The following is a 23,577-nucleotide window of genomic DNA, read 5'->3' on the forward strand; positions in this document are numbered from 1 at the left end:
CGTGCGTGGTTCGGGGCCGGGCACACCCTCTTCCCGACACCACACCGGAAAGGGTCAGGTTACCGCGAAGGTGGTCCTGCCCGCCGATGCACACAATCGGCCCAACGACGACGGACCGGCGATGGTTCCCCGTGCGCGGCGGGCCGTGGTCAGGAACGCGGGCGATTCGCGCGCGGCAGCACGTACCAGAAGCCGACCAGCAGCGTCGCCACCACCGCCGCGGCGACGAGCGACGCGAGCTCACCGACGACGATCTCGAACGTCAGGGCGGCGGCGCCGACCAGCGTCACTCCGAGCATCGCGATGCCGCCGATCGCGAGGCGGTTTCCCGTGGTGACCAGGACACCGATCGCGCGCTGCCGGAACAGCAGACGGTGCATCCCCACCGGCGCCACCAGGAGGATCGTCGCCATCGTGGACGCCGACACCGTGACCAGGTAGACGGCGTGACCGACGGTGGAGAGGTCGGGGAACCGACCCTGGAACGGCAGAGTCAGCAGGAAGCCGGTGAGCAGTTGCACACCCGTCTGCACCACGCGCAGCTCCTGGAGCAGCGCGAGCCAGTTGCGATCGAGCTGCTGCGTCGGGGTCTCGCCGCGCACCTCGCGGTTCCACTCGACGTGATCGTCGTCGTCCGTCAACGGTGTCCCCTTCCGCCCCGTCAGGTGCGGTCGGTGGCCGTCCGCGTCCAGGGTCGCTCGCGTTCGAGCTGAGCGGCGAGCGACAACAACACCGATTCGGATCCGGGCGGTCCGGCGATCTGCGCCGCCAGCGGAGTCCCGGAACGAGGATGCGTCCCCGGCACCGGCACGCTCAGGGCCGGCCAGCCCAGCAGGTTCCACAGCGCCGCGAACGGCGCGTACCGGATGTTGGCCGCCAGGTTGCTCACCCAGCTCTTCTCGCTCCACCGGTCGGCGGCGATGGGCGGCTGCGCGAGCATCGGCGTCACCACCACGTCGACGTCGGCGAAGTAGGCCGTCGCGCGCCTCTCCAGCGCGTCGATCTGCGACGACCGCACCCAGCGCCGACCGAATCGGCCGGCGGCGACGTGACGACGCGTGCGCTTCTGCAACGCCGATCGGTCCAGGCCGGCGGCATCGGCCGCCGCGCCCGCGGTCCAGCGCGCCAGTTGGCCCACCGGGCTCGCGGGGTACGGCAGCTCGGCGGACTCGACGCGGTGGCCGCACCCGGCGAGCGCGTCCGCGGTGTCCCGGGCGGCCTGCCGGAAGGCACCGTCGATCCGGACGACGGGCGACGGCGACCCCAGCGCGAGGCCGACGCGCAGCGAGCGGGGAGCACCGACGACGGCCAGGAACCGGTCCCCCGCCATCACCGACAGGGCGAGGGCGGCGTCGGCGACCGTTGTCGCCAACGGACCGTTCTCGGCCATGCCGAACCACGAGTTCGCGCCCAGGTTCGACGGCACCACACCGCGGCCCGGCTTGATGCCCACCAGACCGCAGTCGGCGGACGGAATCCGGATGGACCCGAGTCCGTCGTTGCCGTGAGCGATCGGAACCAGTCCCGCCGCGACGGCCGCCGCCGCGCCGCCGGACGAGCCGCCCGCGGTGAGGTCGGTGTTCCACGGATTGCGGGTGATGCCGTCGGCACCGTCGGTGGCGGCCCACAGGCACAGTTCCGGCACGGTCGTCAGCCCGATCACGACAGCGCCGGCGTCGCGCAACCGCGTGACGACGGCGTGGTCGACGGTCGACGGAGTGGTGGGCGTCGCCCGCGACCCGGTCCGCATCGGATAACCGGCGACGGGCACGTTGTCCTTCACCGCGACGGGCACGCCCGCAAGCGGAAGTGTCGCGAGGTCCGCGCGGGTGGCGACGGCGTCGGCCTCGCGCAGCACCTCGTCCGGACGGACGACGGCGAAGGCGTTCAGGTGCGCGGCCGCGGCGATGCGGTCGAGCGATTCCCGGGCGACCGCGGCGGGCTGGATCCGCCCCGCTCGGACGTCCTCGGCGATCGCGGTGGCGGTGCGCACGTCAGCCGCCGTAGACGTGCGGGGAGAGCGTGCCGATGTAGGGCAGGTCGCGGTAACGCTCGTCGTAGTCCAGGCCGTAGCCGACGACGAACTCGTCGGGGATGTCGAAGCCGACGTTGGCCACCTCGACGTCCACCTTCACCGCCTCGGGCTTGCGCAGCAGCGTCACCACCTGGAGCGACGCGGGCTGGCGGGTGGCGAGGTTCTTCATCAGCCACGACAGGGTGAGGCCGGAGTCGATGATGTCCTCGACGATGAGCACGTGCCGTCCGGCGATGTCGCGGTCGAGGTCCTTGAGGATGCGGACCACGCCGGACGACGACGTCGACGAGCCGTAGGAGCTGACGGCCATGAACTCGAGCTGACTCGGAATCGGCAGTGCGCGTGCGAAATCCGTCATGAACATGATGGCGCCCTTGAGGACGCCGACGAGCAGGAGATCGCCCTCGGGCGCTCCCACCGGGTAGCGAGCGGCGATCTCCTCGGCCAGCTCGGCGATACGCTTGTCGATCTCCTCGCGGGAGATCAGGATCGATGCGATGTCGCCCTCGTACACGGGTGGGTGTCCCTTCGGTCGCGCCGTCAGTGTTGTTCAGGTCCGTCAGGTGCCGGTGAATCGAGCGGGTCGAGCGGACGCCCGTCGCGCGAGTGTCCGGCCACCTCGAGCTTGCCATGTCGGCGGACCGCGACCAACCGTCCGCCCCCGAGTTCCGGGCGCGTACCGGGCGGTTCGGCGAGGGCGACCGCCCCCTGGCCCCGCCAGCGGACGACGAGATCGTCGACCGCGCGCAGGGTGGCGTCGGTCCGCACGTCCGCACCACGGTCGCGCAACCACGCCAGGAGCGCGCGTCGGCGCACGGCGACGGGGGCGCCCGCGAGAGTCTCGGCGTCGAGAGCCGACGCGCGGCGGGCCCGCGTGAGAAGCTCCGTGGCCGACGCGGCCAGAACCTCCTCGTCCTCCCGCAGGCGCCGTGCGGTCCGCGCCAACGCGTCGGCGACCCCGCCCTGCAGGACCTCCTCGAGCAGGGGCAGGACCTCGGTCCGGACGCGCACCCGAGCGAAGCGGGGATCGGCGTTGTGCGGGTCGGCCCAGGGCTCGATCCCGAGGTCCGCGCAGGCCGCCAGCGTGTCGGCCCGGCGGACGCCGAGAAGCGGCCGGCCCCAGGGCTCGGACCACGCGGCCATCGCCTGCAGCGATCCGGCGCCGGCGCCCCGGCCGAGTCCGAGCAGGACCGTCTCCGCCTGGTCGTCGAGCGTGTGGCCCAGCAGGATCGGTCTGCCGTCGGCCTCCGCCAGCAACGCCGCCTGTCGCGCCCGGCGTGCCGCCGCCTCGACACCACCCGGGCCGGCCACGTCGGCACGGACCACGGTCGCCGCCGCGCCCAGCGTCTCGGCGTGCGTGGCGGCGCCGGCAGCCACGTCCGCGGATCCTGCTTGCAGCCCGTGATCGACCACCACGGCGCGCACCGTCATTCCTTCCGCGCAGCAGCCGGCCACCAGCGCCGTCGAATCCGCACCGCCGGAACAGCCGACCACGACGAGGTCGAGACCCGAGACCTCCGTGCGCCACCCCCGCACGGCGAGCCGAACCCGCTGCAGCGCAGGGGTTTCCGGGAATCTCATCCGAGGACGCGCGCGGTCCACCGCTCGGGAGCCTCGATCTCGTCGGTGCGCGGCAGCGTCTCCGCGTCGGTCCACACGGCGTTGAACTGCGCCATGCCCACCTGCCCCACGACGGCGTCGACGAAGGCCTTGCCGCGCACGTACTGCGCCATCTTCGCGTCCATGCCGAGCAGCGCGCGCAGGATCCGCTGCACGGGGTTCTGCTTCCGGGTTCGCCTGGCGTCGAACGCTTCTCGGATCCGACCCACGGACGGCACCACGGTCGGCCCGACGGCGTCCATCACGTGGTCGGCGTGCCCTTCGAGCAGCGTCCCCAGCATGAGCAACCGGTCGAGGGCCTCACGCTGGGCGGGCGCCTGTGTGGCCCGGAGCAGGCCGACGATGCCGTCGGTCGGCTCGTCCCGGTTCCGCAGCGCCTCGGACAGGCGGGACACCACCGCGGACAGCGGCTCGTCCGCGCCGTCGCCGAGTGTGCTCACGCACTCCTTCATGTACCCCGCGAGCCACGGCGAGGACGAGAACTGCACCCGGTGGGTGACCTCGTGCAGACACACCCACAGCCGAAAGTCGGACGGCGGCACCCGCAGCGCCCGCTCCACCGCCACTACGTTGGGCGCCACCAGGAGCAGCGTTCCGTTCGGACCGGTGAAGGGGTCGTACTGGCCCAGGATGGCCGTCGAGAGGAACGCGAGCATGGCCCCGGCCTGGAGCCCGCCGGGCTTCCCACCGAGGAAGGAACGGTCCCCGTCCCCGTCGTCGTCCCCGTTGCGTTCGGCCATCAGCTCACGCATCGACGACGACGCCGCCGCGATCCACTCCGGCCGATCCAGGACGCGGGCGGCCGGCACGGGAAGCCCATCGGCGAGGCCGGTGACCTCCCGCACGGGGGCCTCGGCGCGCACGGAGGCGTCGGCGAGTTCGGCCAGGACGGCCTCGGCGGTGTAGCGGGACGTGCGCGGGCCGCGCGGCGCCAGTCGAGCGCCGGTCCGGGCCGCGAAGTCCCAGTCGATCACTCCTGCGTCACCCATCCGGGCACCTGCTTTCGATCACGAGTGGCCCCGGTGGGCACCGGGGCGTCTCTCACGTGCAGCCGCACGACCGCAGCGTCGACGCCACGGCGTCCAGGGCCGGTCGGCCCACGTCCGGCGGTCGGTCGTTGGACATCAACGCGAACGTCAGGACTCGCCCGCTCTCGTCGACGACGTACCCGGCCAACGCACTGGCATTCGACAGCGTTCCCGTCTTGGCCCGCAGCCACCCCGCCGCGGTGCGATCGCCCGAGGCGTAGCGCGCGGCGAGCGTCCCCGTCGCCCCGGCCACCGGCAGGTAGTCCAGCATCGGCCGGAGGGCGTCGGCGTGCGTACGACCGTCCACCGGTCCGGCGGCCGCGGTGACGATCGACGACAGCACGCGCGCAGGGATGCGGTTGTCCACCGACAGTCCGCTCGTGTCGGCGAGTCGCACGCCGGCCACGTCGACGCCGTTGTCCCGCAGGGTGGCCAGCACCGCGTCGGTGGCGCCGTCGAACGACGCCGGCGCGCCCTCGGCCGCCGCGACCTCGCGTCCGACCGCCTCGGCCAGCACGTTGTCGGAGAAACCGAGCATCTGACCGAGCCGCTGGCGCAGCGGAGCGGACTGCACGGTGGCGAGCGATCCGGCTCCGCTCGGCGCGGATGCGGCGGTCACGACGGCCGGGTCGAGGCCGAGCGCGCGGGCGAGCGCGCGTCCGGTGTCGAGACCGGGGGTGGCGCTGCGAGGAGATTCGTCGACCGTCGGGACCGTGCGTCCGCCGTCGAGCGTCAGCGGCTCGATGGGTGCGATGTACCCGGCGGCGACGTCGCCGGGAAACCACCCCTCGGCCGACGACGGTCCGCTGTACGCACCGAGGTCGACCCCGATCGAACTCACCTGCGCGCCCGAGCGACGGATCTGGTCCGCGAGATCGTCGATACGGGCGCCGCCGTCGTAGAACCCCGGCGTGCCGACCGGCTGCGCCGTCAGCGTGGGGTCGCCCTCCCCGACCAGGATCACCTGGCCCGGGCGGTCGCCCTGGACCACCTTGGTGGTGACCCGGTGGTCGGACGGCAGCGCGAGCATCGCCGCCGCCGCCGTGAGGATCTTGGTGGTCGACGCGGGCGTCATCGCGGCGTCGGGGTCGACGCTCCACAGCACCTCGCCGGTGATCGCGTCCGCGACCGACCCGGTGAAGCGGCCCAGATCCGGATTGCGGAGCGGCGCGGCCAGCGTGGCGGCGAGGGCGGCCGGGTTCGGCCGCGGGGCGTCGGCGGGGACGGGCGAGACCGCCGGGGTCGCCACGACGGGATCGGGCTCGGGGGCCGCGACCACCGGCGACTCCGGCTCGGTGAACGTCGGGGTCACGGCGGCGACGCCGACGATGCCGGCGATCAGGACCACGACGACGGCCGCGATGCCCCAGCGACTGCGCAGACGCGAGCGCATCGAGCCTCTGGCCTTGCCCACGTCACTCCTCACGCTGCCCGTCCGGATGCCGTCGCCCGGTGTCCCGACCACCCTAACGACCCTTCCGGCCGACCCGGCGTTCCGCGACCGCTACTGTCTGCGTGCACCGTACGTGGCCACCGAGCAAAGGACAGTGGACGTGAAGTTCGACGTGACCATCGAGATCCCCAAGGGTCAGCGCAACAAGTACGAGGTCGACCACGAGTCCGGACGAGTGCGTCTGGACCGCTACCTCTACACCGCGATGGGCTACCCGGCGGACTACGGCTTCATCGAGGACACCCTCGGCGAGGACGGCGACCCCCTGGACGCGTTCGTTCTCCTGCCGGAATCGGTGTTCCCCGGCGTGATCGTCGAGGCCCGCCCCGTGGCCATGTTCAAGATGACCGACGAGGCCGGCGGCGACGACAAGGTGCTGTGCGTCCCGGCCGGCGACCCGCGGTGGGACCACATCCAGGACCTCGGCGACGTCTCGCAGTTCGAACTCGACGCCATCGAGCACTTCTTCGTCCACTACAAGGACCTCGAGCCGAACAAGCACGTGACGGGCTCGAACTGGGTCGGCCGCGCGGAGGCCGAAGCCGAGATCACCGCGTCGGTCGAACGACTGAAGAACGACGCCGCGCACTAGAACTCTCGCCTCTCGGCGGGAGGCGAGTGTCCGCCACCCGCCGGAAGGTGCGTTGTCACCTCCCGGCGGCGAGGTGCGCTGCTACCATCGCTCCGTTCGACCCCGGTCCGGCCGGGGCGGGGCGGCGCCCGTGACAGCCGAGCGAGAACGAAGGACGCGGTACCCATGAGCGAAGCTGTCGGCGATCGTCGCAACCCGTCGTCCGCCGGGATCTCCGATCCCGCTCAGTTCCCGGCACTTCCGGTGTCGGTGGTGCTGGACCGGATCCCGCTGCCCGTGCTGGCGGTCGAGCCCGGCGGCACCGTGGTCTTCGCCAACGAGGCCTTCGATCAGCTCATGGGCTTCGACGAGCAGACGCCGCGGTCGGACGACGCGCTGCACCTCCAGGACATCTTCCCGGCCAACGAGCCGCTCGGCGTGAACATCGCGGAGACGTTCCTGACCACGGTGGCCACGCGCGCGGATTCGTTGTGGCGCATGACCGATGCCAAGGGCGACATCCTGCAGGTGCGCGCCAGCAAGTCCATTCTGCGGCGCGCGGAGGACTCCGTGGTGCTCGTGGTTCTCGAGGACTTCACCGACCAGCTGTGGAACGACCCGAAGAGTGCCTTCCGCTGATCGGGTCGTTCCCCCTCTGATCGACGCGCCGGCTCTCACGCACCCCGGAACTGCGGCGGCCGCTTCTCGAACACCGCCGTGATGGCTTCCGTCAGGTCCTCCGACGGCAGGAACGCCGAGTTCCACGCCGCGACGTAACGCAGCGACTCGTCGGCAGCGGCGCGACGACCGTGATCGAGCACGGTCTTGATGCCGTGCACCACCAGCGGCGGGTTCGCGGCGATCTGGGCGGCCGTCTCGTACGCATGCGCGAGGACGGCGTCCGCGTCGGGCAGCACGTCGTTGACCAGGCCGATACGTCGCGCGTACTCCGCGTCGACGTCCTTGCCGGTGAGCGCCAGCTCCCGGAGATGCCCGTCGCCGATGATCGCGGGCAGGCGGGCGAAGGAGCCCATGTCCGCGACGATCGCCACCTTGACCTCACGCACGCTGAACTGAGCGTCCGCGGAGGCGTAGCGGATGTCGGCGGCCGAGATCAGGTCCACCCCACCGCCGATGCACCACCCCTGCACGGCCGCGATCACGGGCTTGCGGCACTCGGCCACCGCGGTGATCGCATCCTGCATCCGCAGGATCAGATCGTGGAAGGTGCTGCGCGGCCCCGCCTGCGCCTTGTCGGCGAGCACGGCGCCGAATTCGCCTGCCATGGCGGGGAGGTCGAGTCCGTAACTGAAGTTGCGGCCGGATCCGGCGAGGACGACGGCCCGCACGTCGGGGTCCGCGTCGAGGCCACGGAAGATCAGGGGGAGCTCGGACCAGAAGTCGGGACCCATCGCGTTGCCCTTGCCGGGTCCGGTGAGGGTGACGGTGGCGACGTGGTCGGCGGTCTCGACCGTGAACGCGGTCCAGGAGGTGCTCGGCTGCGTGGGCTCGGGGGTCGTCATCGGCTCACCCTAGCCCGGCCGACCTTCGGGCACGACAGCGGTTTCCGCCCTATTCTTCGGTCATGGCCAGGACTCCGCACCCCGCCGCCGCGCACGTCGCGGACGTCCTCATCTCCCGTGGCCACCACGGCGTTCTGGTCACCCACGACGCACCCGTGCCGACCGCGCGCGCAGTGGCCGCGGCGCACGGGGTCGACGTGGGCGCCGTCGTCAAGTCGCTGGTCCATCTCCTCGACGACGATCCGGTGCTGCTGCTCGTCTCCGGCGCCCACAACGTCGATCTCGACGCGACCGGGCCACGGATCGGCGGCACCCTGACGCACGCGCCGGCGGACGTGATCCGGCACGCGACAGGGCAATCCGTCGGTTCGGTCTCCCCCGTCGGCCACCCGACCAACCTGCCGACGTTCGTCGACGAGGCACTCGGGACGTTCGACCGTCTCTGGGCGTCCGCCGGGCACCCCGACGTCACCTTTCGGACGTCCTACAGCGAATTGCTGCGTATCACAGCGGGTCTCGCCATCGACGTCGGTCCCTGACGCGAATCTCTAGGACGCGCGTGCGGTCCGCGTGTCGAGCAGCGACGCCACCTCGGTGGTGACGGTGCGGACGACGCGGTCACGAGCGCGGTCGAGAACGGGACGCACGGTGACGCCGTCCGCGACACCGGCGGCCACGATGTCCGCGATCAACCCGGCCAGACCGGCCGGCGTTCCCACGTACCGCAGGGTGTCCGGGCGTGGCGCGACGGCCGCGGCGAGCACTTCCCCGCGGGCCGTCCGAGCGTCGTGCGCGAGATGCACGTCGAGGTCGACGAGGATGCGCGCATCGGGGTGCTCGGTCCGCAGGCGGCGGTAGCGTGCCTGCGCGGTGGAGAGGTCGACGCCACCGAAGCGGACGACGCCGGGAACGTCACCGGTGACGTCGTGCGGGGACTCGACGACGTCGAGAGCGAGGGTGGGTTCGAGAAAGACGAGGGTCATGAGGGGTCCAGTCGACGGCGGGATCTTGCGAGACCGGGGCGATCACCGGGCCCGACACGCGCTGGACGTGGCACGGCACAGATCGACATGGCGTCGAGTCCAGAGCCGGTCACCCATCACGTTCGTCATGCTATCGATCACGCCGCGACGCCGCGGCGCAGTGAGAGGCAGGTCACAGTCAGCGCGTCGAGGAATGCCTCGACATCCGCCGCGGTGGTTCCCAGTCCGACCGACACGCGAACGGCGCCGTCGTCGGCACCGAGCCGCGCGAGCAGCGGATGCGCACAGAACTTCCCCGCGCGGACGGCCACCGCGTGGTCTCGGGCGAGGGCGTCCGCGACGACGACAGGATCGACCCCATCCACCGTGAAGGACACGATGCCGACGACGTCGTCCGAGTCGTCCCAGACGCGCAGCACCCGCACACCGCCCGTGCGCGTCAGTCCGCGCACGACGGCGTCGGTGGCGGCGCGATCGTGGGCCGCGACGGCCACCGGGTCCAGCCGGGCGATCTCCTCGCACGCGGCCGCGAGCGCGACCGCGCCGAGCAGGTTGGGCGTACCGCCCTCGTGCCGGGCGGGGGCGGGATGCCACCGGACGTCCACGTCGCCGTCCGTCAGAACCGACACTCCCGACGTCGCACCGCCCCCGGCGAGGTACGGATCCGCCGCGTCGAGCCAGTCGCGCCGGCCCACCAGAACACCGGCTCCGAAGGGCGCGTAGAGCTTGTGGCCGCTGAACGCGAGGTAGTCCACCCCCGCCGCGGTGATGTCGACGCGGCGATGCGGCACCAGCTGCGCGCCGTCGACGAGGATCCGCGCGCCGTGGCGGTGCGCCAGAGCCGCGAGTTCTGCGATCGGCAGCACCTCACCGGTCACGTTCGACGCACCCGTGACCGCCAGCAGGGCAGCAGGTTTCGCGGACAGCACCGCCTCGAGCCGAACGAGGGTGGCCGCGATCGTGCCTTCCGTCCGCACCACCCGACGACGACGCCAGGGCAGCAGATTCGCATGGTGCTCGACATCGAGGACCACCACGTCGCCGGGGACGCAGTGCGCCAACAGATTCAATGCGTCGGTGGTATTGCGCCCGAAGACCACGACGTCCTCGTCGTCCGCCCCGCAGAACGCGTGCACGGTCCGGCGGGCCGCCTCGTAGGCCTCGGTGCACACCGCCGACTTGTGTCCGGACCCGCGATGGACGCTCGCCGAGAACGGCACGACCTCCTGGACGCGGTCGACCACCGCGGCCAAGGCGGGCGCACTGGCTGCGTAGTCGAGATCGATTGTGCGACGGACGGTCCCGTCGGAACACCGCACGGTGTGATCGGATCCGAGAACGGCAGCGAGAGGGGTGGAGACAGTCATGGCGATACCCTTCGGTCCGGGACCGCAGACGACGCACGAGTACTCCCCGTGGCGGCGTGAGGCGATCCGCGCTTGCCGGTTCCGGTCGGAACTCGGCCAGGTCGTCACCCGGAGCACCCCACCGCGGAAGGAGGGTTGCCGACCAGCGAGCCGGGGCTTGACGCTGGTACTCGTGACCTGACAGCAGGATGGCAAAGGCTGCCGAGGCTGTCAACTCGGACGCCGCCCGCGAGCCACGCCGCACGGCGGAGGACAATCGTCACGATGCGGACGACCACTTCGGGACACCACACGGCAACTGCGAAGGGACGCTTCCGTTTTCCCCACCGCTGGCGACAGATCGACCCGGCGCGCCGAGGCATCGTCCTCGCCTGGCTGGCGTTCACCCTGACCTTCGGCGGCGCACGACTCGTCACGTGGCTCATCCAGATCGACACCAGCAACGTCGGGGACATCAGCGCCGGCGGCGTGCACCTGCACCACTACCTCTGGGGAATTCTGCTGCTCGCGGCCGTCGCCGTGTTCGGACTCGTCGACCGCTCTCCGAAAGCCCGATCGTGGATGGGCGCGGCACTCGGCATCGCCCTGGGACTGATCGTCGACGAGGCCGCCCTGCTCATCACCCTCGAGGACGTGTACTGGCACAGCGAGGGGTGGTCGTCGATAGCGCTCGCCATCACCATCATCGGGGTGGTGGGGACGGGCCTGGTGCTCACCCGCAGCGGCGCCGAGCGCGACGGGTCCGGCGGCGCCTGACTCCGCCGTCCGTCGGTTCCGGGACGCCCTCGCTCGCGAGCGCCACGCGACCGCCGCGCCGCTGTTCATCTGCCCGCAAACTGCGGGTGTCATAACCTTCTGCGACGAGAAGACCCGCTCATCGAAAGAGGCCGCCCGGCAGATGTCCACGCACCCCGCGATCCCCGAGGCGTTCCTGCGCTCGTCGGCCGCTGCGCCGCCGCGCACGCTGATCGACGTCCTCACCGACACGGCCGAGCGATTCCCCGACGCGCCGGCGGTGGACGACGGGGACAGCGTCGTCTCCTACGCGGAGCTGATGGTCAACATCGGCGAAGGTGCGCAGTGGCTGGCCCGGCACGGTGTCAGCGCCGGTGACCGCGTCGGGGTGCGGATGCCGTCGGGCAGCTACGGCCTCTACGCGGCCATCCTGTCGGTGATCGCGGCGGGTGCGGCGTACGTCCCGGTCGACGTGGACGACCCCGACGAGCGGGCGGACCTGGTCTTCTCCGAGGCCGGGGTCACCGCCATCGTGACCGAGAGCGGGATCACCGGCACCGGACGCATCGGGACCGGCCGCCCGGTGGGGCACCCGACCGTCGACGACGACGCGTGGGTGATTTTCACCTCGGGTTCCACCGGCACCCCGAAGGGTGTCGCGGTGAGCAACCGCAACGCGGCGGCGTTCGTCGACGCCGAGTCTCGGCTGTTCCTGCAGGATCGTCCGCTCGGCCCGGGTGACCGGGTGCTGGCCGGGTTGTCGGTGGCGTTCGACGCGTCCTGCGAGGAGATGTGGCTCGCGTGGGGTTCCGGGGCGTGCCTGGTGCCGGCGCCGCGCTCACTGGTGCGCTCCGGCATGGATCTCGGGCCCTGGCTCGTGGCGCGGGACATCACCGTGGTCTCCACCGTGCCCACTCTCGCCGCGCTCTGGCCGCGGGAGGCACTCGAGGACGTGCGGCTGTTGATCTTCGGCGGCGAGGCCTGCCCGCCGGATCTGGCCGAGCGGCTGGCGGTTCCGGGACGCGAGGTCTGGAACACCTACGGCCCGACGGAGGCCACCGTCGTGGCGTGCGCGGCGCTCATGGACGGCCGCGGACCGGTGCGCATCGGTTTGCCGCTCGACGGCTGGGATCTCGCGGTGGTCGGCCCAGACGAACAGCCGGTTCCCGTCGGCGAAGTGGGCGAGCTGGTGATCGGCGGCGTCGGCCTGGCCCGCTATCTCGATCCCGCCAAGGACGCCGAGAAGTACGCGCCCATGCCGAGCCTCGGATGGGATCGCGCCTACCGCAGTGGCGATCTGGTCCGGCTCGAGGTGGAGGGGCTCCTGTTCCAGGGCCGCGCGGACGATCAGGTCAAGGTCGGCGGGCGACGCATCGAGCTCGGCGAGGTGGATTCCGCGCTGCAGAATCTGCCCGGCGTCGGCGGCGCGGCCGCGGCCGTCCGCAAGACCGGTTCCGGCACACCGGTTCTCGTCGGCTACCTGGTGAGCACCGATGCCGACTTCGACCTGGTCCGAGCGAGAGAGCTACTCGCCGAACAGCTCCCGGCCGCCATGGTGCCGCGTCTCGCGCTCGTCGACGATCTGCCCACTCGGACGTCGGGCAAGGTCGACCGGAACGCCCTGCCGTGGCCGCTGCCCGGCCGCGCGCCCTCCCCCGACGGCTCCACACCCACCGTCGACCTCGACGAGACCGCCGCCTGGGTCGCCGCGGTGTGGACCGACGTGCTGGGGACCGAGATCACCTCGCTCGACGCCGATTTCTTCGCCGCGGGCGGCGGCTCGCTCACCGCCGCGCAGCTGGTGACCCGCCTGCGCGAGCGGTACCCGCTGATCACCGTCGCCGAGCTGTACGACCGGCCGCGCCTCGGCTCACTGGTCGACTTGCTCGAGGACATGGACCCCACCACCCGCCACGAGACGCGCACGGTCGAGCCGACACCCCGTCACGCGCAGCTGCTCCAGGTGGCGGCCACCCTGCCGCTGACCACCCTGACCGGACTGCAGTGGGTGACGTGGCTCGCCGTCGCCGCGAACGTGGCGTCGTGGATTCGCCCGATCCCCTGGTTGCCGACGGTCTCCTTGTGGTGGCCGCTGCTCGGCTTCCTGCTGGTGGTCACCCCCTTCGGCCGCATGGCCGTCTCGGTCGTCGGCGCACGCCTGCTGCTGCGCGGGGTCCGGCCGGGCAGCTATCCCCGCGGCGGCAGCGTGCATCTCCGGCTGTGGGCGGCGAACCGTCTGGCGGACGCGTCGGGCGCCACCAATCTGTCCGGGGCACCGTGGATGGTCGACTACGCCCGCGCCCTCGGCGCCCGCGTGGGCCACGACGTCGACCTGCACACACTTCCTCCGGTCACCGGCATGCTGACCCTCGGCGACGGCTGTTCCATCGAGCCGGAGGTCGATCTGACCGGGTACTGGATCGACGGCGACATCGTGCACATCGGACCCGTCGAGGTGGGTCCCGGCGCCACGGTCGGTGCGCGGTCGACGCTCCTGCCCGGCGCGAAGGTCGGCAAGAACGCCGAGGTCACCGCAGGGTCCGCCGTCGCCGGCAAGGTCAAGGCCAACCAGCAATGGTCGGGCTCCCCGGCGGGCAAGGTCGGCAAGGCCACGCGGCCGTGGCCGTCGTCCCGCCCCCCGCGCAGCCGCGCCTGGGTGCCGGTCTACGGCGTGACGTCCCTGCTGCTGTCGGGTCTGCCCCTGTTCGCCATCGCCGTCGGGCTGCTGGTGGTCGGGTGGGCTGCGGCCGGCGCCCGCACGCTCGCCGGCGCGATCGGTCGCGGAGCGCTCGCCCTCGCGCCCGCCACCCTGCTCTCGCTCGCGGTGTTCGCGCTGATCACGCTGGTCGCCGTCCGGCTGCTCGCGCTGGGAATGACCCCCGGCCACCACCCGGTCCGCAGCCGGGTGGGCTGGCAGGTCTGGACCACCGAACGTCTCCTCGACAGCGCCCGCACGTTCCTCTTCCCGCTCTACGCCTCGCTGCTCACGCCGGGGTGGCTCCGGCTGCTCGGCGCGGACATCGGCAAGGACGTCGAGGCCTCCACGGTGCTCATGGTCCCGAAGTTCACGACGGTCGGAGACGGCGCGTTCCTCGCCGACGACACGATGGTCGCGAGTTACGAACTGGGCGGCGGGTGGATGATGATCGGCCAGGCCAAGGTGGGCAAACGTGCCTTCCTCGGCAACTCCGGCATGGCCGCCGCAGGACGACGGGTGCCGAAGAACGGTCTGGTCGCGGTCCTGTCGGCCGCGCCGGCGAAGTCCAAGGCCGGGACGTCGTGGCTCGGCAGCCCGCCGGTGCGCCTGCGTCGCGCACCGGCGTCGGCCGACAGCAGCCGCACCTTCGACCCGCCGACGCGCCTCAAGGTCGCCCGCGCCGTCGTCGAGACGTGCCGCCTGGTTCCGGTCGTCGTCTCCTTCGGCATCGGTTTCGGCGTGATCGCCGCTCTCACCTGGATCGCCGGGACTCTCGGGTACGGGACGGCCGCCCTGCTCTCGGGGGTCGTGCTGCTGGTGGCGGGCGCCGTCGCCGCGGCCCTCTCCGCCGTCGCCAAGTGGACGCTCGTCGGCCGCATCGACGCCGTCGAGCATCCCCTGTGGAGTTCCTTCGTGTGGCGGAACGAGGTGGCCGACACGTTCGTCGAGGTGGTCGCCGCACCGTGGTTCGCCCGCGCAGCCGAGGGCACACCGGTGCTCAACGTGTGGCTGCGGTGGCTCGGCGCCCACATCGGACGAGGCGTCTGGTGTGAGACGTACTGGTTGCCGGAGGCCGACCTCATCACGCTCGGCGACGGCGCGACCGTGAACCGAGGGTGCGTTGTGCAGACCCATCTGTTCCATGATCGGATCATGAGCATGGACACCGTCACTCTCGGCCCCGGCGCGACGCTCGGGCCGCACTGCGTCGCCCTTCCCGCGGCCGGGATCGGCGCGGGAGCGACGGTCGGACCGGCGTCGTTGGTCATGCGTGGCGACACGGTTCCGGACTCGAGCCGGTGGCAGGGCAACCCCATCGCTCCGTGGTCCGCCTGATGGGGCGGCCCGTCCCCACGGCGTCCGCCGAACCGCTCGACCCGTACATCCCCGGTCACGGGAACCGCGGGTACACGGTGGAACGCTACGAGCTCGATCTCGAGTACAAGGTGCCCTCGAATCGGTTGAGCGGCACCGCCGTCGTCCATGCCGTCGCGACGCAGTCGGCGCCCACCGTGACGCTCGATCTCGGCCCGGCTCTCTCGCCGAGCAAGGTCGGCGTCAGCGGATCACGTCGTGCCAAGTTCACCCACCGCGGCGGCAAACTCGTCGTGACCCCGCAGACGCCCCTCACGGCCGGGACGTCGTTCACCGTCACGGTCACCTACGCCGGCAACCCCACTCCCATCGCCGGCCGGTGGGGCGAGGTCGGCTGGGAGGAGCTGACCGACGGCGTGATCGTCGCCAGCCAGCCCAACGGTGCGTCGTCGTGGTTCCCGTGCGACGACCATCCGAGTTCCAAAGCGGCGTACCGGATCTCGATCACCGCCGACTCCCCGTACCACGTAATCTCCAACGGCACGTTGCTCCACACCCGCGTGAAGTCGTCGCGCACCACGTGGACCTACCATCAGCCCGAGCCCATGGCGACCTACCTGGCGACGGTGCAGATCGGGCTCTACGAGAAGCGTCGACTCTGCAACACCCCGGTTCCCGTCGACGCCATCGCCCCGCCGCGACTACGGACACTGATCGACCACGATTTCGGTCGGCAGCAGCAGATGATGTCGGCTTTCGTCGAGCGGTTCGGGCCGTACCCGTACCCGTCCTACGGCGTGGTGATCACCGACGACGACCTCGAGATCCCCGTGGAGGCGCAGACTCTGTCGGTGTTCGGCGCCAACCACTGCGACGGGCGTCGTGGCTACGAGCGACTGGTCGCCCACGAACTGGCTCATCAGTGGTTCGGCAACAGCCTGACTCTCGGCCGGTGGCAGGACATCTGGCTGCACGAAGGGTTCGCCTGCTACGCCGAGTGGTTGTGGTCCGAGGCGTCGGGATCCTCCAGCGCGCACCAGCTCGCCACCCGCACCCGTGCCCGACTGGCCGCCCTGCCACAGGACCTCGTGCTGGGCGATCCCGGCCCTGCGGACATGTTCGACGACCGCGTCTACAAGCGCGGCGCCCTGACCCTGCACGCCCTACGGCGCACCGTGGGCGACGAGCCGTTCTTCACCCTCCTGCGCGAATGGACTGCTGCCCACCGGCATTCGGTGGTGGCCACGGCCGACTTCGTGGAGCTCGCGGAGCGGCACGGGGTCGACCCCGGGTTCTTCGGACCGTGGCTCGAGGAGACGGCGCTCCCGCGCCTGCCCTGAGTTCCTCACCCCGCGCCGACTTCCCGCGGATCGCTCCCGCAACTGCGGACGGTGCACCGTCCGCAGCTGCGGACAACGTCAGCGGGAAGCGGGAGCGGGCAGGTGGCGGCGGGAGTTCCGGGCCACCACCACGAACGACGCCGCCGCCAGAACCACTCCGGCTCCGAACAGTTGCGGGTACGTCAGGGCCGTCTCCTCGACCAGCAGCGCCAGCAGGGCGGGCACCGCGAAGCCGAGGTAGGTCACCGAGTAGAAGACGGCAGTCAGTCCGGCGAGATCCTTCGGCCCGGCGATGCGCTGCACCTCCTGCAGACCCGACACCATCGCCATGCCGTACCCGCCGCCGAGGACGGCGGCCGCGAGCAGGGCCATCGGCACCACCAGCACCTGCGCGGCGACGGCCACCAGCACCATGCCCACCACGACGACGGCCAGGGCCACGAGCACCGCACGGGCACTGGACGGCGTGTCGATGCGTCGCCCGAGCGCCTGGATCGCGAATCCCGACGAGAGGGCGACGACGCCGAGCAGCGCGGAGAAGGCCACGGGGAACGCCCCGGCATGGTCGGCCATCAACCCGGGCAGCACCGCGTAGGCCACGCTCGCGGCACCGAACACCCACGGCGCCACCGGAAGAACGACGGTGACGAAGCGGGCGTGACCCGCGGTCGGGATGCGGAGGTCGTCGCGCAGCGGCGTGGTGCGATCCGCGTTGCGCACGGTCTCGCGGACTCCGGCGAGCGCGAGCGTCGCGAGCACGGCCAGACCGATGTGCACCGCATAGGGCAACACGTCGGGCCAGGGCGCCCACTGGGCGAGCACCCCGGCCACTCCGGCGCCGGTGGCGAAACCGGCGGTGAGGGACATCGCGGCCCGACGTGCGCCCGCGGTGGGCGAGTCGACGGAGAGTTCCTTCACCCAGCTGCCGCCGACGGCCATACCGAGTCCGAGCGCGACGCCGCTGAGGACGCGGCCGGCGGACAACAGTGCGGCCGTGTGGGATCCGAGGGCGATGAGGAGCGACCCGGCGGCGGCGATCAGCGGCGCGGGCAGCATCAGCGGGCGACGGCCGTACCGGTCGGACAGCGGCCCGCCGACCAGCAACGCCGGCACGATGCCGACCACGTACGCGAAGAGGAAGACGTCGACGACGACGGGCGAGAAGCCGTACCCCTCGCGGTACATCACCAGGAGCGGCGTGAACTCGTTGCCACCCCAGGCGACGGCGAGCATGCCGAGGGCAACCGGTAACCAGGGCCGGGTCCCGGTGGTGGACGAGGCCGGAGCGGTGGTGGTCATGAAAGTCCTCTGCTGTGCGGCAAGGAGTGCGTGGCAGCCATGTGGCGGCTCAGCGCCACCTCGAAGCCGGCCACGTCGCCCTGCTCGACGAGTGCGGTCAGACGCGTGTGGTCGTCGACGATCGACGCCCACGCTGTCGGGTTGCGCGCCACGGAGTTGGTCGTCATCCGTCGTTGGCGGTCGCGCAGACCCGAGTAGAACGTCGACAGCAGGGGGTTCGCCCCGTGAGTCACGACGAGGGTGTGGAAGTCGGCGTCCTCGGCCGCGAACCGGAGCGCGTCGCCGTCGTCGGCGAGGGCGCGCTGTCGGTCGAGGCTGGCCCGCATGAGATCCGCGACGGCGCTGCGGGTGGCGGCGTCGTCGGCGAACGCGGCGAGGCTGCCGGTTTCCACGAGCCGACGGGCGTCCACGATGTGGGCCGCCTCGTCGGGTGCGATGGGCACGATCAGCGCCCCTCGCTTGGGGTAGAGCCGCATCCAGCCCTCGGCGGCGAGGCGCAGGAACGCCTCCCGCACGGGAGTGCGGCTGGTGCCGGTGCGCGCGGCGATCTGTCCTTCGCTGATGAGCTCGCCGCCGGGCAGTTCGCCCGAGACGATGAGTTCCTTCACGGTCGTGTAGGCCCGGTCGGCCGACGTCGGTTCCGTGTTGCGCACAACTTGTATCTAAGCAGACCGACGTTCTCGCCCGCAGGGCTGTGTGATCGACGAGACAAGCGACTACGACTTTATACCCCCTAGGGTACTTGCATACCCCCCGCCGTATCTGGCACCGTGTGGCCTCGACGGGGACAGCTCTCGACGCCCTGTCGGATACCCCCACCCGTATAAGGAGGATGCCGTGTCCCGACCCGCTACCACCGCCCCCGACGCGCCACCCGGCTCGCCGACCGACGGCGGCCCCGGACCTCTCGGCCGCTGGGGTGCGGCCATGGTCACCCGCCGTCGCTGGGTCCTCGGCGTATGGCTGATCGTGCTGATCGCGCTCGGATCCGCCGCGCCGTCGGTGTTCTCGTCCCTTGCCGGCGCCGGGTGGCAGGCCGACGGGTCGGAATCCGTCCAGGTGCGCGAGCTGGCAGAAGAGCACTTCGGCGGCAACTCCTCCGCCGCGCTGCAGGTCGTCGTCCACAGCGACACCGGATCCCTGACGGACCCTGCCGCAACCGCCGCGCTGGCCGACGCGACCCGAATCCTGTCCTCGGACCCGCGTTTCGGAGAGATCGTGCCCCCGCAGCCGGGGATGACGATCAGTCCCGACGGACGGACCGGGATCCTGATCGCCGGCGCCGCGGGCACCACCGACGAGATGGTCACCGCCGTCGACGACGTGAAGGGCCGACTCACCGCCCTGTCCGGGGACGGTGTCGAGGTCTACCCCACGGGCGCGTCCGCATTGTGGTCGGACTTCAACAAGGCCAACCACGACGCGATGATCCAGGCCGAGTTGATCTCCTGGCCCGTGACACTCGCGATCATGGTTCTCGCGTTCGGCTCGCTCGTCGCCGCCGGGCTGCCGCTGCTCCTCACCATCGCCGGACTGGTCGCCTCGGCCGGCGGACTGGTCCTGCTGAACGAGGTCACTCCGATCTCGGTGTGGGCGATGAACTTCGCCATGATGTTCGCCCTCGCCCTCGGCATCGACTACGCCCTGTTCCTCGTCGCCCGCTTCCGCGACGCCCTCCGCTCGAACGACCCCCGCGCCGCCGTCGCCGAGACCATGGACACCGCCGGCAAAGCCGTCGTCCTGTCCGGTCTCACCGTCCTGGTCAGCCTGTCCGCCGTCCTCATCGTGCCCGCCCCCGCGGTGCGCACCATGGCCGTCGGCATCATGCTCGCCGTCACCTTCGTCCTGCTGGCCACGATGACCCTGCTCCCCGCCGCCCTCGGCGCCCTGGGGCCGAAGGTCGATGCGGCCGCCCTCCCCTACGCCAAGCGCCAACAGCACCGCTCCCCCGTCTTCGCCCGCTGGGGTGCGCTCCTGCACCGCCATCCGTGGCCGTTCGCCCTCGCCTCGATCGGCGTCCTCGTCGCGCTGGCCCTGCCCGTCCTCGGCCTGAAGGTCGCGATGCCCTCCATCTCCGTCGTCCCCGAGGACGCACCGGTCCGCCGGGGTTACGCCCTGGTGCAGGAGCAGTTCGGCGAGGGCGCGCCCGGCGCACTGCAGATCGTGGTTCCGGGGTCCGACGCCGCCGCCACCGCCGCCGCGGCGTCGCAGGTGCCCGGCATCGCCGTGGTCACCCCGCCGCAGCCCGCAGCCGACGGATCCGGATACGCGCTGGTGCAGGCGATTCCGTCGGTCGACCCGTCGGACGGATCGATGGAGACCATCCTCGCCGACCTCCGCGGCGAGCTTCTCGAGTCCGCGCTCGTCGGCGGCGCACCGGCGGAGAACCTCGACCTACAGCAGGCCCTGAACGACTACCTGCCGCTGGTGATCTCGATCATCCTCGTCCTGGGATTCGTGCTGCTGCTCGTCGCCCTGCAGGCACCGCTCATCGCGTTCCTGGGCACCGCGGTCAGCCTGCTCTCCACCGCCGCCGCGTTCGGCGTCGCGAAGCTGATCTTCCAGGACGGGCACGGTGCGTCCCTGCTCGGTTTCACCCCGCAGGGCTTCCTGAACGGCTGGGGGCCGGTGTTCTTCTTCGCGATGATCTTCGCCATCGCCATGGACTACACCGTGTTCCTCCTCGCCACCGCCAGGGAACACCACGAACGCACCGGCGACGCCGCGACCGCGATGATCGACGGTCTGGCGCACTCCGGACGCGTCATCTTCGCCGCCGCCGCGGTCATGGTCGCGGTGTTCTTCACCTTCGCCCTCGCCGATCCGCTCCCGCCGAAGGAAATGGGCATCATCCTCGGTGTCGCCGTGCTTCTCGACGCCGTGCTCATCCGGCTGATTCTGCTGCCGGTCCTGCTGCGGGTGACCGGACGCGCCGCCTGGTGGTCACCGGCCTGGCTCCGCCGGGCACTCCCGTCCATCGGCTTCTCCCACTGACGTGTCACCACGACCGAAAGGATCGACCCCCGTGAGCATCGCCCTGTCCACCACACTGACCGACACCGACTTCGACACCGCCGTCCAGCGCACCCGAGATGCCCTGGCGGATCAGGGTTTCGGCGTCCTCACCGAGATCGACATGCAGGCCACCCTGCAGGCGAAGCTCGGCGAGGACATGGAGCGCTACCTGATCCTCGGCGCCTGCAATCCGCCCCTCGCCCACCGTGCCGTCGGCATCATGCGGACCATCGGCCTCCTGCTGCCCTGCAACGTCGTCGTCCGCGAGGACCCCGATCGCGACGGCGCGATCGTCGTCGACGCCATGAATCCCGACGTCATGGTCCAGGCCACCGGGGAGCCGGCGCTCGGCGACGTCGCTCGTGACGCCGGGGAGAGGCTGCGCGCGGCGATCACCGCCCTCGGTGGCACCCGTGACGGATTCGCGTGATGCCCCCGGGGGTACCATCGAACGCACAGTCGAGACGACGAAGGAGACGTTCATGGTCGGCGACGAGGACAGCATCGCCCTGGTACTGAACAGGCTGCGCCGGGCTCACGGCCAGCTGGCCGGGGTGATCTCGATGATCGAGAACGGACGCGACTGCAAGGACGTCGTGACCCAGCTCGCGGCCGTCTCGCGCGCGCTCGATCGCGCCGGCTTCAAGATCGTGGCGACGGGCCTTCGCGAGTGCATGACCGGAGATGCGGAGAACCGCGAACCGATGACCGAGGCCGAACTCGAGAAACTCTTCCTCGCACTCGCCTGAACCCGCCCGGCCGTGCCCGCCGGCTCCGCTGATCGGAGCCGGCGGGCACCCTGCGTCAGAGGACCGACGGATCGAGGTCCAGCAGGGTGCGGTCGAGCGACGCCACGAGGTCGAACTGCGGACCGACCTTGGGGAGCTCGTACCGGAAGAAGTACTGCGCAGCGGCACGCTTGCCGTCGTAGAACGCGCCGGTCTTGTCGCCCACGGCATTCAGCTGCTCGAGCCACAGCCACGCGACCACCAGATGGCCGGTGGCCTCGAGGTACGCCGTCGAGTTGGCCAGGGCCAGATCGGGATCACCCTGACTCCAGACCGTTCCGGTGACCTCCACCAACCGGTTCACCGCGGCCCGCAGGGCTTCTGCGTACTCGCCGGTGGACGCGTCGAGGGTGGTGGTGATCGCCTCCACGAGCAGTTGCAGGCCACGACCGTTCTGCGCCACCACCTTGCGACCGAGCAGGTCGAGACCCTGAATGCCGTTGGTGCCCTCGTGGATAGGGTTCAGCCGGTTGTCGCGGTAGAACTGCTCGACGTTGTAGTCGCGGGTGTAGCCGTATCCGCCGTGGACCTGGATGGCCAGGTTGTTCGCCTCGAGGCACCACTGCGAGGGCCACGCCTTCGCGATCGGGGTCAGCACGTCCAGCAGGAATCCCGCGCGTTCGGCGGCGTCGGGCTCACCGGTGATCTGCTCGTCGACCAGCCGCGAGCAGTACAGCCCCAGCGCGAGACCGCCTTCCGCGTAGGCCTTCTGGGCCAGCAGCATGCGCCGGACGTCGGGATGATCGACGATCGGCACCTGCGGAGCGGCCGGGTCCTTGTCCCCCACCGGGCGGCCCTGGGTCCGTTCCCGCGCGTACGCCAACGAGTGCAGATACCCGGTGTAGCCGAGCGCCGTCGCGCCCATGCCGACGCCGATCCGTGCCTCGTTCATCATCTTGAACATGTACGCCAGGCCCTTGTGCGGCTCACCCACCAGATAGCCTGTCGCGCCGCCCTTCTCACCGAAGGCGAGCAGCGTGTTGGTCGTACCGCGGTACCCCATCTTGTGGTTGAGGCCGACCAGGCTCACGTCGTTGCGCTCGCCCAGCGAGCCGTCCTCGTTCACGAGGTACTTCGGGACGACGAAGAGCGAGATGCCCTTCACCCCCGCCGGCGCGTCGGGCAGCTTCGCCAGGACCAGGTGGACGATGTTCTCGCCCAGCTCGTGGTCGCCACCCGAGATCCACATCTTCGTCCCCGTGACCGAGTAGGTGCCGTCGTCACGCGGGGTGGCCTTGGTGGTGATGTAGGCCAGCGACGATCCCGCACCCGGCTCCGACAGACACATGGTGCCGTGGAACCGACCCTCGAGCATGGGCCGGACGTACCGGTCGATCAGATCCTCGCCGCCGTACTCGATCAGCAGGTTGGCGTTGCCGATGGTGAGGAACGGATAGGTGGCGGTGCCGGTGTTCGCCGCCTGGAACCACGCCAGCGACGCCTTCGACACCGTCGTCGGCAGCTGCATCCCGCCGAGCGACTCGTCGAACTGCCCGGCGATCAGGCCCGCCTCGGTGAAGACCTGCAGGGCCTTCTCGACCTCGGGGATCAGCACGACCTTGCCGTCGTCACCCACCCGCGGTTCGTTCGCGTCGGCCTTCTTGTTGTGCGGCGCGAAGTGCTTGACGGCGATCTGCTCGCTGAGCTCGAGCACCGCGTCGAAGGTCTCGCGCGAGTGCTCCGCGAAGCGTTTGCGCTGGGTCAGCGACTCGACGTCGAGCCATTCGTAGAGCAGGAACTCGAGGTCCCGACGCGACAGGATCAGAGAGGCGGGAATATCGGCTGAGGACGACATTCTCCCGAGGGTA

At 71.1% G+C, this 23,577-nt stretch carries 21 protein-coding genes and 1 riboswitch; of the genes, 9 read left to right on the forward strand and 12 right to left on the reverse strand.

Going from position 1 to position 23,577, the window contains the following annotated elements; genetic code table 11:
- Positions 1–149: 149 nt before the first annotated feature.
- The 6 genes from A3Q40_RS16025 to dacB are packed head-to-tail and all read right to left on the reverse strand — an operon-like array spanning position 150 to position 6,076.
- Positions 150–641: a DUF6328 family protein gene (locus A3Q40_RS16025; protein WP_068103655.1), complete on the reverse strand. Its 492-nt coding sequence runs from the start codon at positions 639–641 to the stop codon at positions 150–152.
- A gap of 20 nt (positions 642–661) precedes the next feature.
- On the reverse strand, positions 662–1,993 hold the full coding sequence (locus A3Q40_RS16030) for an amidase (RefSeq protein ID WP_068103657.1): 1,332 nt from the start codon (positions 1,991–1,993) through the stop codon (positions 662–664).
- 1 nt (position 1,994) lies between these two features.
- Positions 1,995–2,549 carry a hypoxanthine phosphoribosyltransferase gene (hpt, locus tag A3Q40_RS16035; protein ID WP_068103659.1) on the reverse strand — a complete coding sequence of 185 codons (555 nt, stop codon included), beginning with the start codon at positions 2,547–2,549 and terminating at the stop codon, positions 1,995–1,997.
- Between the two features lie 26 nt (positions 2,550–2,575).
- Positions 2,576–3,616: a tRNA lysidine(34) synthetase TilS gene (gene tilS, locus A3Q40_RS16040; RefSeq protein ID WP_068106429.1), complete on the reverse strand. Its 1,041-nt coding sequence runs from the start codon at positions 3,614–3,616 to the stop codon at positions 2,576–2,578.
- A complete protein-coding gene (locus A3Q40_RS16045; RefSeq protein ID WP_068103661.1) occupies positions 3,613–4,644 on the reverse strand; it encodes a zinc-dependent metalloprotease in 1,032 nt (343 codons plus the stop codon). The genes tilS and A3Q40_RS16045 overlap by 4 nt, the downstream gene beginning before the upstream one ends.
- Before the next feature lie 52 nt (positions 4,645–4,696).
- Entirely contained in the window at positions 4,697–6,076 is a 1,380-nt protein-coding gene (gene dacB, locus A3Q40_RS16050; RefSeq protein ID WP_068103663.1) for a D-alanyl-D-alanine carboxypeptidase/D-alanyl-D-alanine endopeptidase, read from the reverse strand.
- 160 nt (positions 6,077–6,236) lie between these two features.
- On the opposite strand from dacB, the gene A3Q40_RS16055 reads away from it, so the two are divergent.
- Together A3Q40_RS16055 and A3Q40_RS16060 are read left to right on the forward strand one after the other, a co-directional pair.
- The gene (locus tag A3Q40_RS16055; RefSeq protein WP_068106431.1) at positions 6,237–6,728 is read left to right on the forward strand and encodes an inorganic diphosphatase; all 492 of its coding nucleotides are present in this window, start codon (positions 6,237–6,239) and stop codon (positions 6,726–6,728) included.
- A gap of 165 nt (positions 6,729–6,893) precedes the next feature.
- Positions 6,894–7,346 (forward strand): histidine kinase, encoded by a 453-nt coding sequence (locus A3Q40_RS16060; RefSeq protein ID WP_068103665.1) that lies wholly within the window; start codon positions 6,894–6,896, stop codon positions 7,344–7,346.
- A gap of 35 nt (positions 7,347–7,381) precedes the next feature.
- Here the strand turns inward: A3Q40_RS16060 and A3Q40_RS16065 are convergent, their stop codons facing one another.
- Positions 7,382–8,230, reverse strand: a complete 849-nt coding sequence (locus tag A3Q40_RS16065; protein WP_068103667.1) for a crotonase/enoyl-CoA hydratase family protein — start codon at positions 8,228–8,230, stop codon at positions 7,382–7,384.
- Positions 8,231–8,292: 62 nt separating this feature from the next.
- Between A3Q40_RS16065 and A3Q40_RS16070 the strand changes: the two genes are divergently transcribed.
- Entirely contained in the window at positions 8,293–8,769 is a 477-nt protein-coding gene (locus tag A3Q40_RS16070; RefSeq protein WP_068103670.1) for a YbaK/EbsC family protein, read from the forward strand.
- Positions 8,770–8,778: 9 nt separating this feature from the next.
- Here A3Q40_RS16070 and A3Q40_RS16075 read toward each other — a convergent pair whose 3' ends face one another.
- Both A3Q40_RS16075 and A3Q40_RS16080 read right to left on the reverse strand, forming a co-directional pair.
- The gene (locus A3Q40_RS16075; RefSeq protein WP_068103672.1) at positions 8,779–9,213 is read right to left on the reverse strand and encodes a hypothetical protein; all 435 of its coding nucleotides are present in this window, start codon (positions 9,211–9,213) and stop codon (positions 8,779–8,781) included.
- Positions 9,214–9,350: 137 nt separating this feature from the next.
- On the reverse strand, positions 9,351–10,580 hold the full coding sequence (locus A3Q40_RS16080; RefSeq protein ID WP_068103674.1) for an aminotransferase class V-fold PLP-dependent enzyme: 1,230 nt from the start codon (positions 10,578–10,580) through the stop codon (positions 9,351–9,353).
- Between the two features lie 63 nt (positions 10,581–10,643).
- Positions 10,644–10,758, reverse strand: a riboswitch (SAM riboswitch).
- An 86-nt stretch (positions 10,759–10,844) separates the two neighbouring features.
- On the opposite strand from A3Q40_RS16080, the gene A3Q40_RS16085 reads away from it, so the two are divergent.
- From A3Q40_RS16085 to A3Q40_RS16095, 3 genes are all read left to right on the forward strand, one after another.
- Positions 10,845–11,336, forward strand: coding sequence for a hypothetical protein (locus A3Q40_RS16085; protein WP_068103676.1), 492 nt, complete (start codon positions 10,845–10,847; stop codon positions 11,334–11,336).
- 142 nt (positions 11,337–11,478) lie between these two features.
- On the forward strand, positions 11,479–15,348 hold the full coding sequence (locus tag A3Q40_RS16090; RefSeq protein ID WP_068103678.1) for a Pls/PosA family non-ribosomal peptide synthetase: 3,870 nt from the start codon (positions 11,479–11,481) through the stop codon (positions 15,346–15,348).
- Entirely contained in the window at positions 15,348–16,667 is a 1,320-nt protein-coding gene (locus A3Q40_RS16095; protein WP_068106433.1) for a M1 family metallopeptidase, read from the forward strand. Before A3Q40_RS16090 ends, A3Q40_RS16095 begins: the two co-directional genes overlap by 1 nt.
- A 78-nt stretch (positions 16,668–16,745) precedes the next feature.
- On the opposite strand, the gene A3Q40_RS16100 is transcribed toward A3Q40_RS16095, so the two are convergent.
- Together A3Q40_RS16100 and A3Q40_RS16105 are read right to left on the reverse strand one after the other, a co-directional pair.
- Positions 16,746–17,966 carry an MFS transporter gene (locus A3Q40_RS16100; protein ID WP_068103680.1) on the reverse strand — a complete coding sequence of 407 codons (1,221 nt, stop codon included), beginning with the start codon at positions 17,964–17,966 and terminating at the stop codon, positions 16,746–16,748.
- A complete protein-coding gene (locus A3Q40_RS16105; RefSeq protein ID WP_068103681.1) occupies positions 17,963–18,619 on the reverse strand; it encodes a GntR family transcriptional regulator in 657 nt (218 codons plus the stop codon). The genes A3Q40_RS16100 and A3Q40_RS16105 overlap by 4 nt, the downstream gene beginning before the upstream one ends.
- A 274-nt stretch (positions 18,620–18,893) precedes the next feature.
- On the opposite strand from A3Q40_RS16105, the gene A3Q40_RS16110 reads away from it, so the two are divergent.
- The 3 genes from A3Q40_RS16110 to A3Q40_RS16120 are packed head-to-tail and all read left to right on the forward strand — an operon-like array spanning position 18,894 to position 21,730.
- The gene (locus A3Q40_RS16110) at positions 18,894–20,960 is read left to right on the forward strand and encodes an MMPL family transporter (RefSeq protein ID WP_068103683.1); all 2,067 of its coding nucleotides are present in this window, start codon (positions 18,894–18,896) and stop codon (positions 20,958–20,960) included.
- A gap of 31 nt (positions 20,961–20,991) precedes the next feature.
- Positions 20,992–21,411 (forward strand): DUF302 domain-containing protein, encoded by a 420-nt coding sequence (locus tag A3Q40_RS16115; protein ID WP_068103685.1) that lies wholly within the window; start codon positions 20,992–20,994, stop codon positions 21,409–21,411.
- A 52-nt stretch (positions 21,412–21,463) separates the two neighbouring features.
- Positions 21,464–21,730: a metal-sensitive transcriptional regulator gene (locus tag A3Q40_RS16120; protein ID WP_068106436.1), complete on the forward strand. Its 267-nt coding sequence runs from the start codon at positions 21,464–21,466 to the stop codon at positions 21,728–21,730.
- 55 nt (positions 21,731–21,785) lie between these two features.
- Here A3Q40_RS16120 and A3Q40_RS16125 read toward each other — a convergent pair whose 3' ends face one another.
- A complete protein-coding gene (locus tag A3Q40_RS16125; RefSeq protein WP_068103687.1) occupies positions 21,786–23,564 on the reverse strand; it encodes an acyl-CoA dehydrogenase in 1,779 nt (592 codons plus the stop codon).
- Positions 23,565–23,577: the final 13 nt, after the last annotated feature.

This window comes from Rhodococcus sp. PBTS 1, from assembly GCF_001620025.1.
In the GTDB taxonomy this organism is placed as follows: Bacteria; Actinomycetota; Actinomycetes; order Mycobacteriales; family Mycobacteriaceae; genus Rhodococcoides; species Rhodococcoides kroppenstedtii.